Genomic DNA, 15,891 nt, shown 5'->3' with positions numbered 1-15,891 from the left:
CAGCGGTTATGGATAGGGTAGTGGCGGATAGCACAACGAAGAACGCGGCAGCAAGCGCAGCAGCACCAGCGGGCAGAAGGAACAAGGCTGCTGCAGTTCTTTCCGATCACCAGTCACTGATTGGCGTCCTCGAATCGCTCGAACGCGACCCATCGTTCAAAGCGCTGGCCAACGGAGACATCGAGCAGCCCGAATCGAAAACCGACCCCAGCATCATCGTCGGTGTACCCAGTGGTCTGCGCCCGGCGATCGCTGCGGCTGCTGCTGCGGCGCGACATACTGCGGTTGTGCTGGTCGTGGCATCCAGCCGCGAAGCCGAGGAAACCGTGGAATCGCTGCGTTCCTGGTATGAGGGCGACCCCAATGCCATCGCGCAATTTGAGGCGTGGGAGACGCTGCCACATGAGCGACTTTCCCCGCGCGCCGACACCGTGGCGAGCCGCATGGCCGTCATGCGCCGGCTGAAGCACCCGCAGCCCGGCAGCGACATGTTCGGGCCGATTCAGATACTCGTGATGCCGGTGCGTTCGCTGATCCAGCCAGTGGTGGCCGGCCTTGGCGACGTGGAGCCGCTGGTTTTCGAGCAGGGCAGGGAACTGCCGCTTGACGAGGCCGCAGGCAGACTGGTCGAGAACGCCTATACGCGCGTCGACTTGGTGATGGATCGCGGTGAATTCGCGGTGCGCGGCGGCATCCTTGACGTCTTCCCGCCCACTGCGCCGCACCCGGTGCGCATCGAATTCTTTGGCGATGAAATCGACTCCATCCGCGAGTTCCATGCCTCCGACCAGCGCACCTACGGCGACGACGTACCGCGCATATGGGCCACGCCCTGCCGCGAGCTGCAGCTCAACGATGCGGTGCGCGAGCGGGCGAAGTCGCTCATCGGCCGGATTCCCAACGCCGACGACATGCTCGAATCAATCGCCAACGCGATACCGGTAGAAGGCATGGAATCGCTCATGCCCGCGCTGATTGACGATATGGAGCCGGTCGCCGGGCTGCTGCCCGACAATGCGCTTATGCTGCTTTCCGACCCGGAGAAGCTGCGCCGCGCCGCCGAGGATCTGACGAAAACCGCGAACGAATTCCTCGCAGCCAGCTGGCATGTGGCCGCTGCCGGGCATGGTGCGGGTGCGCCGATCAGCTTCGAGCAGGCGAGTTTTCTTGATTACGACGAGACCATCAGCGCGTTGGAATTCTCCCGGCACGAGGTCATTCAGCTTACGTCCTTCGGCGTGGATGCAAGCAGGCCGGGTCATGTGCAGCTCGATGCTCAGGATCCCGCGCAGTTCCGCGGTGATGAGGCCAAGGCCTCGCATGGTATCGAGTCGCTGATTGCCGATGGCTATGCGGTGACGGTCACCTCTCCGGCGCAAGGCACGCTGTCACGCTTGAAGCGCGTGATCAACGAAACCGGCATCACGAAGTTCGAGTGTGTCCGATCGCATGCCATTGATGGTTTTGTCGACAACGCCGCCAAAGTCGCGCTGCTCACTGAGCGTGACATTACCGGTCGCACGAGCGCGGGAGCGCAGGCCAAAACGCCCAAGCGCCGTCGCAAGGCCATCGACTTGGTGGAGCTCAAAACCGGCGACTACATCGTGCACGAGCAGCACGGCATCGGGCGCTTTGTCGAGATGAAGCAGCGCACGATTGGTGTCGGTGCGAACAAAACCACGCGAGAATACCTCGTCATCGAATATGCGCCTTCGAAGCGCAACGCCCCGCCTGACAAGCTGTTCATCCCCACTGACCAGCTCGACCAGGTCAGCAAATACATCGGTGCCGAAGCTCCGAAGCTCAACAAGCTGGGTGGCTCGGACTGGGCGGCGACCAAGGCCAAGGCGCGCAAACATGTGCATGAGATCGCCGAGGACTTAGTCAAGCTCTATTCGGCGCGGCAGAGCACGGCCGGATTCGCCTTCAGCCCCGATACCCCGTGGCAGAAGGAGCTTGAGGACGCCTTCCCCTACCAGGAGACCGCCGACCAGCTCACGACCATTGACGAGGTCAAGGCCGACATGGAGAAATCCGTGCCGATGGACCGGCTCATCTGCGGCGACGTGGGCTTCGGCAAAACCGAAATCGCGGTGCGGGCGGCCTTCAAGGCGATTCAGGACGGCAAGCAGGTGGCCGTGCTGGTGCCGACGACTCTGCTGGTGCAGCAGCATTACGAGACTTTCACCGAGCGCTACGAGGGCTTCCCGGTCAAGGTGGCGGCGTTGAGCCGTTTCCAAAGCACCAAGGAGATCAACGAGACGCTCAAAGGTCTGGCGGACGGCACGGTTGACCTGGTGATTGGCACGCATAAGCTGCTCAACCCCAAAATCAAGTTCAAGGATCTCGGGCTGCTCGTCATCGACGAGGAGCAGCGCTTCGGCGTCGAGCACAAGGAGACACTCAAGGCGCTGCGCACCAACGTCGACGTGCTGTCGCTGTCGGCCACGCCTATCCCGCGTACCTTGGAGATGGCCGTCACCGGTATCCGCGAAATGTCGACGCTGGCGACCCCGCCCGAGGATCGGCTTCCGGTGCTCACCTACGTCGGGGCATACGAGGACGCGCAGGTGAAGGCGTCCATCAACCGCGAGCTGCTGCGCGGCGGGCAGGTGTTCTACGTGCACAACCGCGTGGAGGATATCGGCCGTGTCTCTGCGAAGATTCACGAGCTGGTGCCCGAGGCGCGCATCGGCGTCGCCCACGGCAAGATGGGGGAGAAGCAGCTCGACGGGGTCATCCGCGACTTCTGGCATCGTGACGTCGACGTGCTGCTGTGTACGACCATCATCGAAACCGGCCTCGATATCTCAAACGCCAACACGCTGCTTGTCGACCATGCCGACCGCTTTGGACTCAGCCAGCTGCACCAGCTGCGCGGGCGCGTCGGGCGTGGACGAGAACGCGCGTATGCGTACTTCCTCTACGATCCGGCCAAGCCCATGACCCAGCAGTCGCACGACCGCTTGGAAACCATCGCGCAGAACACCGCGCTGGGCTCGGGCTTCGACGTGGCGATGAAGGATCTGGAGCTGCGCGGCACCGGCAATCTGCTCGGCGGCGAGCAAAGCGGGCATATCGAGGGCGTCGGCTTCGACTTGTACGTGCGCATGGTCTCCGAAGCTGTGGAGCAGTACAAGGAACCGGAGCGCCACGAGCCGGTGGCCGTCACCATCGATCTGCCTATCGAGGCGTCGATTCCGGTGGATTACATAGACTCCGACAAGCTGCGTCTTGAGGCTTACCGCAAGCTGGCTGCCGCACGCAGCGAACAGGATCTCGCCGATCTGCGCGAGGAGCTGGCCGACCGCTATGGCGCGTTGCCGCAGGAATTCGAGACGCTCTTCGATGTGGCGCGGCTGCGGGCCAAGGCGCGCGAGCTGGGCATCAGCGAAATCGTGACGCAGGGCAGCCGCGTGCGCGTGGGCAAGATCGACCCGCCCGAATCGCTGCAAATGCGTATGTCGCGCATCTACCGCGGCATGCAATACCGCCCCGTCACCCACACCATGCTCATCCCCGCGCCCTTCGCTGGCTCGCTCGGCTCCGCGCCGATGAGCAGCGAGCAGATCATGCACTGGGCCGAGCAACTGCTCGAAGATCTGGCGTGGAAGGGTACACCTCGCGGATAAGTTCGGCTGGATGCGCTCGCGCTTTTTCGAAGCTGCCCGAAAGGTGCGAGCCAATCCATTGAAGAATCACTCATGCACGCGGTGTACTGCGCAATAGCGCATCAATCAGAATATGCAAATTCATCAGTTAAAGTTATGTTAATTCATCAGTAGGGTGGCTCAAGCCGTGCAAGCAGGCGGAAATTCTCTTATTGCATCACGATTTATTGCATCGTGATTAATTTAATCGTGATGCAATAAGCACAGCGCATCGATTTCTTTGGTTTGCCCAGCTATTCGCCCAACGCAAACGCCATCCTTCCGCCGTCGGATGTGAACGCTCCCAGCGGGCGGTGCCGTCAAGGCGCGCTGTCGTCCAACAAGCACACTATTCTTGACGGTGTCATACAACCAACGCTTGAAGGAGTAGTTGTGGCAGCAATTGAAAGCGTATATGCGCGCGAAATTCTTGATTCCCGTGGCAATCCGACTGTTGAAGTAGTTCTCGACACCGATGATGGTGCTCAGGGCCTCGGCCTCGTCCCCTCCGGTGCTTCCACCGGTGAGGCGGAAGCCTGGGAGCGTCGCGATGGCGACAAGTCCCGTTATCAGGGCAAGGGTGTCCTCGATGCGGTCAAGGCCGTCAACGAGGTCATCGCGCCGAAGGTCATCGGCATGGATGCCGCCGATCAGCGCGCGCTCGACGAAACGATGATCGAACTCGACGGCACCCCGAACAAGGGCAAGCTGGGCGCCAACGCCATCCTCGGCGTTTCCCTGGCCGCGCTCTATTCCTCGGCCGAGTCCGCGGGTCTGCCGCTGTACCGCTACATCGGCGGCACCAACGGCCACATCCTGCCGGTTCCGAACATGAACATCATGAATGGCGGTGCGCATGCTGATTTCGCGACCGACATCCAGGAATACATGATCTCCCCCTACGGCTTCGACACCTACAAGGAAGCTCTGCGCGCAGGCGTCGAGGTCTATCACACCCTCAAGGGCATCCTGAAGAAGGACGGCCACGACACTGGTCTCGGCGACGAGGGCGGTTTCGCGCCGAAGATGAAGTCCAACGAGGACTCCCTGAAGTACATCGTCAAGGCCATCGAGGCTGCCGGCTATGAGCCCGGCAAGCAGATCGGCCTGTGCCTCGATGTGGCGTCCTCCGAGTTCTACAGCAAGGAGAGCAACACCTATCACTTCGACGGTGCTGACCGCGATGCGGCCTACATGCTGGACTACTACAAGGAGCTCGTCTCCAAGTACCCGCTGGTCTCCATCGAGGATCCCTACGCCGAAGAGGATTGGGATGCATGGCAGAAGATCACCGCTGAGCTGGGCGACCAGCTGCAGTTCGTCGGCGACGATCTGCTCGTGACCAACCCGAAGCGTCTGCAGAAGGGCATCGACCTCAAGGCCGCCAACTCGCTGCTCGTCAAGCTCAACCAGATCGGCTCCGTCACCGAGACCCTCGACGCGATCGAGCTGGCTACCGAGAATGGCTTCACCTCGATGGTTTCCCACCGTTCCGGCGAGACCCCGGACACCACGATCTCCGACCTGGCCGTTGCGAAGAACACTCGCCAGATCAAGACCGGTGCCCCGGCTCGTGGCGAGCGTATCGCCAAGTACAACCGCCTGCTTGAGATCGAGGAGGAGCTTGGCTCCACCGCGCTCTACGCTGGCTACAGCGCCTTCAAGGCCTGCAAGCAGTACATCAAGTAAGGTGTGATTCGCCTGGTGCGGTGTGGCGTGTGACGCTGCACCGCACCACGCGGGTTTTTCAGTGCCCGTCGCATTCGGTCAAGTCGAATGCGACGGGTATTTTCATGTCTATGAGCAAATCGACCCGTCCTGCAAGACCTTCCTCGCCTAGACGCGGAAGCGGACCGGTCGCGTTCTTCATTGCACTGTTCATCGTTGCTCTAGGGTCGATTCAGCTGGTGTCCACATTTCATTCGTATGCGCTGAATCTAGCTGAACTCAACAATCTCAAGCGTCAGGAAGCTTCGCTTGTGGCCCAGAAGCAGGAGTTGGAGAACAATATCGCCCGGTGGAACGACAAGGCTTACATCACCGCGCAGGCGCGTGAACGCCTGGGCTTCGTCTTCCCCGGTGAGCAGGCGATTCGCGTCGAACACCCCGAGGCGGTCACGGGCAATTCCAAGGACTCCGAAGCCAACGGGTCTTCCTCGCAGGATGGGCATAAGGCGCTGCCGTGGTACGGCGAGCTGTCCTATGCCTTCAAGCAGGCTGACGCGCCGCTTCCTAAAACCGCCAACGAGCAGGGTGCGAAAAGTCCTGCTGGCGGCTCTGGCGGTGCTAGTGGCACAGGTAGTGCTGGCGACGCGCAAGGGAATGGTGCAGCGTCGAATGGCGGCACATCGGGCAAGTAACGTCTGCTTGGTCATGGAGAATATCAGCGAATGGCGATAGCGGCGATTATGACGACTTTCACAATATCAACGGCAATGACAATGGAGCGCAGATGACTCAACCCCAGGCCCAGCCTCAGACCCGACTGCAGGGCGCAATCGACGCCGATATGCGCGCGCAGGCCGTCACGCTGGTTGACCGATGCCTCGCTGACTCGGCCAATGCACACGATATCGCTATGGTGCGCAAGCAGTTGGGGCGCTTTCCCCGAGGCATGGTCGCCGTCGGTGCGCGGTGCGTCTGCGGCCGGCCACTCGCGGTCGTCACCCGGCCGGAACTGGACGACGGCACCCCGTTCCCCACGACTTGCTACCTCACCAGTCCCGAGGCCGTCAAAGCGATCTCGCATCTGGAAGCGAACGGCGTGATGCGCGAATACAACGAGCTGCTCAATACGGATGACGCAGTGCATGAGGCCTATGAACGTGCCCATGCGTTGTATCTGGCATTCCGACATGAGTTGGCAACCCGCTTGGGTGACAGCGAGGAGCATATCGTGGGTACCAGCGCGGGCGGCATGCCGACGCGCGTTAAATGCCTGCACGCGCTGCTGGCGCAGACGCTGGTCATGGGGTCTGGGGCTAATCCCATAGGCGACTTGGCTTTGGTCCGGGTTCATGACGAGTTCAGCCCGACCGTGTGCCGATGCACGACGCAGATTGAGGACTGAATTGGGCAGCGAGACGGCGTGGCGGCGTATACTCAGGCGAGTTGTTATTGAGGACTGTTATTGAGGATTGTGTTTGCACGAACAATCTGCACGAAGAAGGAGCAGCGAGGGCTATGGAAGGTTCACAACGGGATGCAGTGACGGTCGCGGGCATCGATTGCGGCACAAACTCGATTCGTCTCAAAATCGCGCGCGTCGATGCTGATGGCACGCATGACATCGTGCCCCGCATGCTCCGGGTGATTCGGCTCGGGCAGGATGTGGACAAAACCCACCGCTTCGCCGACGAGGCGCTGGAACGCGCCGATGCCGCAGTGCGCGAATTCGCCGATGTGCTGGCCGAGCACCCGGTTGACGGCATCCGCTTTGTAGCCACGTCGGCCACGCGCGATGCCGAGAACCGCGAGGTGTTCGAATCCTCGATGGAGCGCATTCTTGGCGTGCGCCCGGAGGTCATCCCCGGCAGCGAGGAGGCCGCGCTGAGCTTTCTTGGCGCCACATGCGTCGCGCCGAGGCATGACCTCGCAGCGCCCTATCTCGTCGTGGACCTCGGGGGAGGCTCGACGGAGCTGGTGCTTGGCGGCGACGGGGTGAGTACGCCGGACACGCAGGTGCAGGCGGCCTTCTCGATGAACATCGGGTCGGTGCGCATGACCGAGCGGCATCTGCGCTCCGATCCACCGACGACCGAGGAGATTCGCGAGGCCGCCACGGATATCGACGAGCATATCGACGAGGCATTCCAGCAGGTTCCTGCGGGCAAAACGCGTACCATCATCGGCGTGTCGGGCACCGTGACCACGATGACCGCGCTGGCATTGGGCTTGAAGGAATACGATCACAAGGCCGTGGACGGTGTGCGTATCCGATTTGCTCAGGCCTTCGACGTTGATAACCAGTTCCTCAACATGACCCGCGCCGAGCGCAGCGAATACAAGACGATTCATCCCGGTCGCATCGACGTGGTCGGCGGGGGAGCGCTGGTCTGGAACCGCGTGCTCGCCAGGGTCTCCGAGGCAGCCGCGCAGGACCATGCCGAACCGCTGGATTCCTTCGTCGCCAGCGAGCACGGGCTGCTCGACGGTATCGTGCTTGACTACGGCCGGCGGCTGCTGAAGGAGCGCTTTGAGAAGCGAACGGCATAGCCCGTGGCATAATAGCTACGGTCAGCCTGCGTGATGCAGGCCAGACTATGCCCCCGTGGCGGAATCGGTAGACGCAACTGACTTAAAATCAGTCGCCTTTGGCTTGTGGGTTCGAGTCCCACCGGGGGTACTTTTCCAATACAATGTCCGCACGCTACTGATGCCGCAGGGCGTCAACTGGGTCGAGGCGGGCGGCTCGGCGGGCGGGGTAATAGCCGAAAAGGACGCCGACGGCGATGCAGATGCCGACTGCGAGCATGACCGACTGTGCGGAAACCGAGGGAGCTATGGTCATGCCGCCCACCATGCCGCCGACTAGGCCGGACAGCGACATCGATAGGCCGTAGCCGAGCACGGTGCCGATGAGGCCGCCCATCACGGTGATGGCGATGGCTTCGGCGAGGAACTGGGCGGTCACGTCGTGGCGGGTTGCGCCTAGAGCGCGGCGCAGTCCGATTTCGCGGATGCGTTCAGTCACATTGGTCAGCATCATGTTCATGATGCCGATGCCGCCCACGAGCAGCGAGATACCGGCCACGGCTCCTGCCAGTAGTTGGAAGGCGCCCATGAAGCTGCTCATCTGGTCGATCACGGACTGCGCGCTGGACACCGACAGCTCCTGATCGATCTGGTCGGCAGGTATCCGAAGGATTCTCGCGGCGGTGGTCTTGCTTTGCTCAGTGAGCTTCGCAACGTCGACGCCTTGCTTGGCCAGCCCGAAGATCTGCTGATAGCCGGCACCAGCGCTCGCGAACCGCAGCGACACGGCGGAGACGGGCATGTAGATGTTCAGACTGCCGTTGCCGCCGCCTCCGCCACCCATCAGCGCCGAGTTTTCGACGACGCCCACTACGGTCGCTTCGGTGCCGTCCAAGGTCACGATCTTGCCTACCGGATTCGCATCCGCGCTGCCGAAAAGCTTCTGTACAGCCTGTTTGTCGAGAATCACCGACATCGAGCCCTCGGCGGACTCGCCTTGGGTGAATGCCCGCCCTTGCGCTATTTTCAGGCCTGAGACATCGAAGTAGTGCTCATCGACGCCGGTTATGGACGGTGAGAGCTTCTCGGTCGTGGTCGGCGTCGCGATTTCCTGCGCGGAGCCGTAGTTCGCTGGGGAGAGGTACTCGTAGTCGGGCAGCTGCTCGCGCATCGCAGCCAGCTGATCATCGCTGACGCCAGCGCCGTTATAAGGGTAGATGCTGATTGCGCGCGCTGCGTTCATGCCCATTTCGCTCACCAGCGCATCGCGGATGCCGCCGACCAGAGAGGTCATGGTGATGACGGCGGTGATGCCGATGACGATGCCGAGTATCGTCAGGGCGCTTTTGCCCTTGTTGGCTTTGAGCGCGGAGCCGGTCTCCGCTATAAGATCACGAGCCTTCATCGGTACATCCCTTCACGCAGCACGCCGTCACGCATGTGCAGGCAGCGGTCGGCGCGGGCGGCGACCTCGGGGCTATGCGTGATGAGCACGATGGTTTTGCCCGCATCTCGCAGCCGTTCGAAGGTGCGCATCACGGCCTCGCCCGTTTTGGAATCGAGGTTGCCAGTCGGCTCGTCGCCCAGAATGAGCGGCGGATTGCGCACCAGCGCCCTGGCGATGGCCACGCGCTGCATCTGGCCGCCGGAGAGTTCATTGGTTTTGCGGTCGAAGAGCATCGGGCTCAACGCCACCGAACGCAGCGCCTTGATGGCGCGTGTCTCGCGTTGGCGCACCGGGCAGTCGGAGTAGGCCAGCGGCAGCATCACGTTGCGCAGCACGCTGGTGCGCGGCAGCAGATTGAAGGACTGGAATACGAAGCCGATGAGTCGCCCGCGCAGGTCGGAACGCTCGTCGTCGCTCAAGTCGTGCACGTCCATGCCACAGAGCCGGTAACTGCCTGAGGATGGCTGGTCGAGCAGGCCGAGCGTGCTCATCAGCGTGGACTTTCCCGAGCCGCTTGGCCCCATAATCGCTAGGAATTCGCCTTCGCGCACGCTCAGCGACACGCCTTTGAGCACATGCGTGAAGGTCTCTCCGGTTTCGAAGATGCGGTTGATGCTATGGGTCTCGATGATTGCGGCGCTGGTCGATGGGCGCTGCGAGGTGGCAGTCGGGTCGGTGCTAACAGGCTCTGCCTTAGCACGGGATCGAATATGAAGCAGTGACATGGCTACCGCACCTTCTCGAGCGGGGCTTCGGACGCGCTGCCCACGGTCGCAGACCCATCAGTACCGGACGAGCCTTCTGCAGAGTTCGCGCTGCCGGACGCGACGACTTTATCGCCTTTCTTGAGATTGCCGTCGACCGCGGCCTTGGTGCTGTTCTTGTCTTTGACCTTGACGTTCACCCGTTTCGACTCGTGGGTGTCGGCATTGGTTTCGAGCATCACGTAGCTTTCACCTTTGCCATCGTCCGTGATGGCGGAAATCGGCACCATCAGCGTGTTGTCAATGCGCTTCGTGGTGATTTTCACGTTGGCGGTCATGCCCGGTTTCAGCCGTGGGTCGGGGGAGGGTATCACCAAGCGCACTGCATACCCGGTGCTGCCCGAGCCTTGGGAGCCTGCGCCCGCCGCCAAATTTGCAGAATCGCCTTGGGAAGCGGAAGTGGTGCTGGCTATGGTGTCGACCGTCGCATCGAGCGTGAGGCCGGGGACGGCGGAGAAAGTGACTTTGGCTGCCTGGTCCTTGGCGATTTTGGTGATGTCAAGCTCGTTGACATTGACATTGACCTTCATGCGCGACAGGTCGGATATCTGGCACAGCGGCTTGCCGCTTCCCGAGGCCGCTGCGGTGCCGGCGGCGGAAACGGCCGTGCCTGGGACCGCGCTCATGGTCAGAATCGTGCCGGCGACAGGAGCCGTCGCCGTGCGTTTGCCAAGCTGGGCCGCTGCCTGATCATAGGTGGCCTGCGCCTGCTGCACGGCGATTTGCGCGCTGTCCACTCCGCTCTGTGCGGCGGGCAGCTGCTCGCCGGCCGCTGAAGCTGCGGCATCACCCTGAGTGCCGCCCTGCCGTCGCGCGTTCGCGATGCTGGTGTTGATCTGTTTGACCTGCGCTTGTGCACCGTTGAGGCTCGATTGTGCGGCGCGCAGCGCGAGGTCGGCCTGATTCACATCCTGATCGAGCTTGTCGTTGTTGATGGTGAACAGCACGTCCCCGGCGTTGACATTCGCGCCTTCCTGCACTTTCACCTCGCCGATGGTGCCGTCGACTTCCGGCGCGACGACGGTCGAGGAAATGGGCTCGATGGATCCGGTGGAGTTGACCTGATCGATGAAAAGCCCCTGCTCGACCGCTGCCGTGGGAGCGGCAGACGCTCCGCTTCCTGCTGCTGGCCGCAATGCGTTGTAGACGATGAAGCCGAGCACCAGTGCTGCGATGACGACGGCTATGATGATGCGGCGGATCAGGCGCTTCTTCTTACGTGCCTTGCGCTCCTGCATGAGCCTGCCGAATTCAGCGCTTTCAGTGCCCTCAAGGTTTTCTGAGGTTTCGGACAGCACACCGGTGACGTCGGATTGCGCGCCAGCGTTGCTCGATCCAAGGCCAGCCACCGGCTGCATCTGGCGTGTCGTTTCCCCGGGTTCCTGCTCCTGAACACCCTGCTCCTGAACACCCTGCTCCTGAACAAAATCGCTGAGCTGCGCCTCTTGCGGCTGCACCCTTTGGAATCGCGCGTTTGACGATTGCGCCCCCTGCTGCTGTGCTCCTTGAGGTTCCGTCTCCGCCCCCTGCGACTGAGCGGCATCCTCGCCGTCAGCCTGTGGAATCGGTGTCCATTCGTGGTCAGGCCTTGCGTCTTGCATTGGTATGTTCCTTTCCCTGGCGGGCACGGCGCGGGAGGCATCCTTGGCTTCCCCAAGCGCTCTGCCGTCGTCTGACATTCAACACATCTGTGTGCCAGAAAACCGCAAAACGCCAGAACGCCCCATTGACTGTGCAGGCGCATGCCGAATATCCGGTCACCATTCATTCCAGCACATTGCCCGCTGTCATGGTATCGGGGAACACCCTGAATTTCCCCTGAATGTCCCCATAAATGAGGACAGCTGTGTTAACTCGCTTATCTGCTGGTAGCGTTTCGTGGGATAAGGGAGATTGCGAATTCCGGATGTGTATTTATCTTTTTAAGTAATTCATTCATGAAATATGATGGTTACTGCTCCGTTGATTATTGCAGGTAGCTAGGCTATGGTGGCTATATGACTGAACAGTTGCATTTGCTTGATTCCAGGGTGTTCGTAAAGGATGAGAACGACCCTGAATTCCGCGAGCGCATGCTGCGACGCGCCGAAAATGCATTGAAGCCGGAAAATCGCCTGCCGCTGGTCGAGTTGAAGAAGCGCCTGAAAAGTTTAGGTCAGTAGCTGAGTCATAACTGGTTCTGCTGGGATGCTGTTGTTTACGGGATGCTTGACTATCTAAAACACTGACTGCCGTGCCTTCTGAAAACTTAGGCATATGGGCATATAGCATGGAGTGAGCAATCGGTACGGCAGTACAGGCAACACACAGCAAAGGAACGTCATGGCTCGACAATGGACGAATATCACGCGCGACGAGGAATCCGGCCTGCCGATCATGCTTGTGCAGGCGATTGCCGCCGCAGGGGTTTTGTGCGTGGGCGAGATCATCTGCGCGCCGATGTTTGCCGGCATGGCGCAGAACCGGTTCGCGCTCGCTCCTTGGGCGGCGGTGGCATGTCTGCTGGCGGTGGCGTTCACCTACACCGTGGGTTTCGCGCTGCTGTGGTGCGTCGAGTCGCTGGGCAATAGGCTGCGGCCTTCCCTGATGCCGGTCGCCTATGGCGTCGCGGGGCTGCTCGGCTTCACGATCTGGGGATGCGCGGTGTTCACGGCGTTCATCAACTCGATGCTCACGCCGCTGGGACTTGCTGAGCTGAGCAATAGCCAGGTAATCCTCATCGGCGTGAACTGCGCCGCATTGGGATTCGCCGCCTTTTTCCTTGGCTCGATTGCACCTAGGATGCTGTCTCGCCGCAAGGGTGCGGTCATTGCCATCGGCGTGTTGACGCTGGTGCTTGCAATATTCGGAGCTTTCACCCTCGCCAAGGTGTACGGGGCGCTGTACTGAGAATACTTCAGCGGTTATGCCAAGACGGCACTGTAACTAAGGTTGCGGCGGCGGCAAACGCGATAACGATGTCAGTGCGCTGACGGCTGAGCGGCGTGGCGCGGCCACAGTGTGCCTATATAATGCCATCCGTGGGTTTATGACGTGCCTCAGACCGAGGCAGGTGTCGCATATACAATTGCGTACAGCCGCCGCATGCAAACCGGTGCGAGTAAAAGCCTCGCAAGCACAGCACAACGTGCAACATGCACACAGCAAGTCGAATGCGCAGACGTAAATAGAGAATGGTCGTGATATGTTCAGTGTTCTTGAGATGTTCACCGTCGGCGTCGGGCCGAGCTCGTCGCACACGGTAGGGCCGATGTGCGCAGCCAACGCCTTCGTCTCTTCGCTGCGCAAGTCCGGCGTGCTGGGCCAGGTGGCTCGGGTGCGCGCGGTGCTGTACGGCTCGTTGTCGATGACCGGCATGGGCCACGGCACCGACCGCGCGGTGGTCGCTGGCCTGGAAGGCAGCATGCCGGAGGATGTCGACATCGAGCACCTTTTGAACATTCGGCAGGAGTGCGAGCAGCGGGGGACGCTCGCTCTGGGAGGCGAGCAGGAGATTGCGTTCGATTACGCACATGATGTCGTCTTCGAGATGTGGCAGCGGCTCGCGGCGCATCCCAATGGCATGCGTTTCCAAGTATTCGATGCCGCCGGCGACGTGCTCGACGAGCAGGTGTGGTACTCCATCGGCGGCGGGTTCATCCGGCGCGGCGACAAAGATGACCCGATGATTGGCATCCACGAGCGGCCGGCGAAAGGCATGACCTTCGCGGAGCAGGAAACCGGCGGACAGGTGGATTTCGGCCCCGAAGTGCCCTACCACTTCTCGTCCTGCGGCGAGCTTATGGCCCTATGCGAGCGCACGGGTCTGCGCGTGAGCGAAATCGTCTGGGCCAATGAGACCGCGATGCGACCGGCTGACGAGGTGCGCGAGCGGCTGCTGCACATCTGGCATATGATGCACGGCTGCATTCTCGCGGGGTGCACCAGCACCGAGGAGATTCTGGCTGGTGGCCTTGAAGTCCGCCGCCGCGCGCCGCGCATGTACCAGCGGCTCTCTCCGGGCAGCGATGCGCTGCGACGCGATCACCACCGTGGCGAGGCGGCGCTGGACGCGCTGGAATCCTCGGACGCCGCGTGGGTGAACCTGTTCGCGCTGGCGGTCAGCGAGGAGAACGCCGGGGGAGGGCGCATCGTCACCGCGCCCACGAATGGCGCAGCCGGTATCATCCCGGCGGTGTTGCAATACTATTGGAGCTTCGTCGACGGCGCGGACGAGGACGGCGTGGTGCGCTTCCTGCTTACGGCCGGGGCCATCGGCTACCTGTTCAAGCGTAATGGCTCGATTTCCGGAGCCGAGGTCGGCTGCCAGGGCGAGGTCGGTTCGGCCTGCTCGATGGCGGCTGGCGGACTGTGCGAAGTGATGGGCGGTACGCCGCGGCAGGTCGAGAACGCGGCGGAAATCGGCATCGAGCATCATTTGGGCCTCACCTGCGATCCGGTGGGCGGCTTGGTGCAGATTCCGTGCATCGAGCGCAATGCGATGGCGGCGAACACGGCGATCAACGCGGTGCGCATGGCGATGTTCGGCGACGGCTCGCATCTGGTCAGCCTCGATCAGGCGATCAAGACGATGATGGACACCGGCGCGGACATGATGTCGAAATACAAGGAGACCTCCAAAGGCGGCCTCGCAGTCAACGTCGTGGAATGCTAGGTTTCGCAATTGTTTCGCAATTGATGTGCAGCTGATGTGCAGTTGAGTTGTAGCTAAGTCGGAGCTGAGTTCCAAAATGACGCGCTGCGATATCGCTATCAACCCACAAGTGCTAGTCTGGGTCACATTGTGCGTAAGGAGGCCAATATGACAGCAAGCATGCCGCAAGTCAACGCCGAGTTCGGCGCCGCGCCGGAGATAACATTCCCCGCGCCCGAACCGCCGGCCGGCTTGAAGGTCGAAGAGGTCGTCGAAGGCAACGGTCCGATGGTCCGCCGCGGCGACACCGTCACGGTCAACTACCACGGCGTGGTCTGGGGCGGCGAGACGCCCTTCGATTCGAGCTTCGACCGCCATCAGCCGGCCAGCTTCGGCATCGGCGTCGGGCAGGTCATCAAGGGCTGGGATCAGACGGTGCCGGGCCACAACATCGGCTCGCGTCTCGTGGTCTCGATTCCCCCGGAATACGGCTACGGTTCGCAGGGCATGCCGCAGGCGGGCATCGGCGGCGAGGACACGCTGGTCTTCGTCATCGATATCATCTCGACCCGCTGAGCCGGGCGGACTTATAGAACGACACGTATAGCGCTGGCGAGGTTCGGTACGCAGACATAGTGCACCGGGCTTGGCCAGCGCAGTCATATATATAACAAAATTAAGGTCAGGAGGAGGCATTATGGCCGAGGAAAAGACGATTCTGCTCACGCAGGAAGCCTACGACAAGCTCAAGCAGGAGCTCGCCTATCGCGAAGGCGAATACCGCGACGAGATCACCGAGCGCATCGCGACGGCGCGCGCCGAAGGCGATCTTTCGGAGAACGGCGGCTACCAGGCCGCGCGCGAGGAGCAGGGCAAGAACGAGGGCCGCATCAACGAGCTCATCGTCAAGCTGCGCAATACCAAGATACTTGAGGCCCCCGAGGCCGGCACCGTGGGCAACGGCTCCGTGGTGACGCTGGACCTGGCCGGCAACGAGATGGTCTATGTACTGGGGTCGCGCGACATCGCAGTGGCCACCGAATACGACGTCATCAGCCCGGAATCACCGATCGGCGCCGCCATCATCGGTGCCAAGAAGGGCGACACCGTCAGCTACAAGACGCCGAACGGCCGCGAGATATCGGTGACGGTCAAGGATTCCCAGCCGCTGTCGTGACGCTGCGAAGGCGGCGACAACAAACA

The 15,891-nt window shown here is 61.6% G+C and carries 13 protein-coding genes and 1 tRNA gene; 11 read left to right on the top strand and 3 right to left on the bottom strand.

Going from position 1 to position 15,891, the window contains the following annotated elements; translation table 11 throughout:
* The first annotated feature begins 8 nt into the window (after window positions 1-8).
* The 6 genes from mfd (at window position 9) to LKK40_RS00130 (ending at window position 7,995) form a co-directional block, all read left to right on the top strand.
* Window positions 9-3,632 carry a transcription-repair coupling factor gene (gene mfd, locus LKK40_RS00155; RefSeq protein ID WP_304308172.1) on the top strand — a complete coding sequence of 1,208 codons (3,624 nt, stop codon included), beginning with the start codon at window positions 9-11 and terminating at the stop codon, window positions 3,630-3,632.
* Between the two features lie 411 nt (window positions 3,633-4,043).
* Window positions 4,044-5,339 (top strand): phosphopyruvate hydratase, encoded by a 1,296-nt coding sequence (eno, locus tag LKK40_RS00150; protein ID WP_273222076.1) that lies wholly within the window; start codon window positions 4,044-4,046, stop codon window positions 5,337-5,339.
* 110 nt (window positions 5,340-5,449) lie between these two features.
* Window positions 5,450-6,010, top strand: coding sequence for an FtsB family cell division protein (locus LKK40_RS00145; RefSeq protein ID WP_304308170.1), 561 nt, complete (start codon window positions 5,450-5,452; stop codon window positions 6,008-6,010).
* Between the two features lie 92 nt (window positions 6,011-6,102).
* Window positions 6,103-6,720 (top strand): DUF501 domain-containing protein, encoded by a 618-nt coding sequence (locus LKK40_RS00140; protein WP_434735117.1) that lies wholly within the window; start codon window positions 6,103-6,105, stop codon window positions 6,718-6,720.
* Between the two features lie 113 nt (window positions 6,721-6,833).
* Window positions 6,834-7,865: a Ppx/GppA phosphatase family protein gene (locus tag LKK40_RS00135; protein ID WP_304308167.1), complete on the top strand. Its 1,032-nt coding sequence runs from the start codon at window positions 6,834-6,836 to the stop codon at window positions 7,863-7,865.
* Window positions 7,866-7,914: 49 nt separating this feature from the next.
* Window positions 7,915-7,995: transfer RNA gene (locus LKK40_RS00130), tRNA-Leu, on the top strand.
* A gap of 24 nt (window positions 7,996-8,019) precedes the next feature.
* Here LKK40_RS00130 and LKK40_RS00125 read toward each other — a convergent pair.
* The 3 genes from LKK40_RS00125 to LKK40_RS00115 are packed head-to-tail and all read right to left on the bottom strand — an operon-like array spanning window position 8,020 to window position 11,656.
* Complete coding sequence (locus LKK40_RS00125) at window positions 8,020-9,249, bottom strand: ABC transporter permease (protein ID WP_304308166.1); 1,230 nt, start codon at window positions 9,247-9,249, stop codon at window positions 8,020-8,022.
* A complete protein-coding gene (locus LKK40_RS00120) occupies window positions 9,246-10,016 on the bottom strand; it encodes an ABC transporter ATP-binding protein (protein WP_304308164.1) in 771 nt (256 codons plus the stop codon). The genes LKK40_RS00125 and LKK40_RS00120 overlap by 4 nt, the downstream gene beginning before the upstream one ends.
* Window positions 10,017-10,018: 2 nt before the next feature.
* Entirely contained in the window at window positions 10,019-11,656 is a 1,638-nt protein-coding gene (locus LKK40_RS00115) for an efflux RND transporter periplasmic adaptor subunit (RefSeq protein ID WP_304308162.1), read from the bottom strand.
* 396 nt (window positions 11,657-12,052) lie between these two features.
* Here LKK40_RS00115 and LKK40_RS00110 point away from each other — a divergent pair, with 396 nt between their 5' ends.
* From LKK40_RS00110 to LKK40_RS00090, 5 genes are all read left to right on the top strand, one after another.
* Window positions 12,053-12,217, top strand: a complete 165-nt coding sequence (locus LKK40_RS00110; protein ID WP_304308161.1) for a hypothetical protein — start codon at window positions 12,053-12,055, stop codon at window positions 12,215-12,217.
* 160 nt (window positions 12,218-12,377) lie between these two features.
* Window positions 12,378-12,944, top strand: a complete 567-nt coding sequence (locus LKK40_RS00105) for a 4-hydroxybenzoate polyprenyltransferase (protein WP_304308159.1) — start codon at window positions 12,378-12,380, stop codon at window positions 12,942-12,944.
* A 295-nt stretch (window positions 12,945-13,239) separates the two neighbouring features.
* Window positions 13,240-14,709 (top strand): L-serine ammonia-lyase, encoded by a 1,470-nt coding sequence (locus LKK40_RS00100; protein WP_304308157.1) that lies wholly within the window; start codon window positions 13,240-13,242, stop codon window positions 14,707-14,709.
* 147 nt (window positions 14,710-14,856) lie between these two features.
* On the top strand, window positions 14,857-15,264 hold the full coding sequence (locus tag LKK40_RS00095; protein WP_304308156.1) for an FKBP-type peptidyl-prolyl cis-trans isomerase: 408 nt from the start codon (window positions 14,857-14,859) through the stop codon (window positions 15,262-15,264).
* A 121-nt stretch (window positions 15,265-15,385) separates the two neighbouring features.
* Window positions 15,386-15,865 carry a GreA/GreB family elongation factor gene (locus LKK40_RS00090; RefSeq protein WP_304308154.1) on the top strand — a complete coding sequence of 160 codons (480 nt, stop codon included), beginning with the start codon at window positions 15,386-15,388 and terminating at the stop codon, window positions 15,863-15,865.
* Window positions 15,866-15,891 lie beyond the last annotated feature (26 nt).

Source organism: Bifidobacterium tibiigranuli (assembly GCF_022655035.1).
Classification (GTDB): Bacteria; Actinomycetota; Actinomycetes; order Actinomycetales; family Bifidobacteriaceae; genus Bifidobacterium; species Bifidobacterium tibiigranuli_A.
The sequence above is the reverse complement of the archived record's forward strand: the minus strand, read 5'-3'. Positions and strand labels throughout refer to the sequence as shown.

What these genes read in the sequence shown, in the direction of transcription:
- LKK40_RS00095 (WP_304308156.1), top strand. Translation starts at nt 14,857, where the DNA reads ATGACAGCAAGCATGCCGCAAGTCAACGCCGAGTTCGGCGCCGCGCCG.
- LKK40_RS00090 (WP_304308154.1), top strand. Translation starts at nt 15,386, where the DNA reads ATGGCCGAGGAAAAGACGATTCTGCTCACGCAGGAAGCCTACGACAAG.
- LKK40_RS00125 (WP_304308166.1), bottom strand. Translation starts at nt 9,249, where the DNA reads ATGAAGGCTCGTGATCTTATAGCGGAGACCGGCTCCGCGCTCAAAGCC.
- LKK40_RS00105 (WP_304308159.1), top strand. Translation starts at nt 12,378, where the DNA reads ATGGCTCGACAATGGACGAATATCACGCGCGACGAGGAATCCGGCCTG.
- LKK40_RS00120 (WP_304308164.1), bottom strand. Translation starts at nt 10,016, where the DNA reads ATGTCACTGCTTCATATTCGATCCCGTGCTAAGGCAGAGCCTGTTAGC.
- LKK40_RS00140 (WP_434735117.1), top strand. Translation starts at nt 6,103, where the DNA reads ATGACTCAACCCCAGGCCCAGCCTCAGACCCGACTGCAGGGCGCAATC.
- LKK40_RS00115 (WP_304308162.1), bottom strand. Translation starts at nt 11,656, where the DNA reads ATGCAAGACGCAAGGCCTGACCACGAATGGACACCGATTCCACAGGCT.
- LKK40_RS00135 (WP_304308167.1), top strand. Translation starts at nt 6,834, where the DNA reads ATGGAAGGTTCACAACGGGATGCAGTGACGGTCGCGGGCATCGATTGC.
- mfd (WP_304308172.1), top strand. Translation starts at nt 9, where the DNA reads ATGGATAGGGTAGTGGCGGATAGCACAACGAAGAACGCGGCAGCAAGC.
- LKK40_RS00145 (WP_304308170.1), top strand. Translation starts at nt 5,450, where the DNA reads ATGAGCAAATCGACCCGTCCTGCAAGACCTTCCTCGCCTAGACGCGGA.
- LKK40_RS00100 (WP_304308157.1), top strand. Translation starts at nt 13,240, where the DNA reads ATGTTCAGTGTTCTTGAGATGTTCACCGTCGGCGTCGGGCCGAGCTCG.
- LKK40_RS00110 (WP_304308161.1), top strand. Translation starts at nt 12,053, where the DNA reads ATGACTGAACAGTTGCATTTGCTTGATTCCAGGGTGTTCGTAAAGGAT.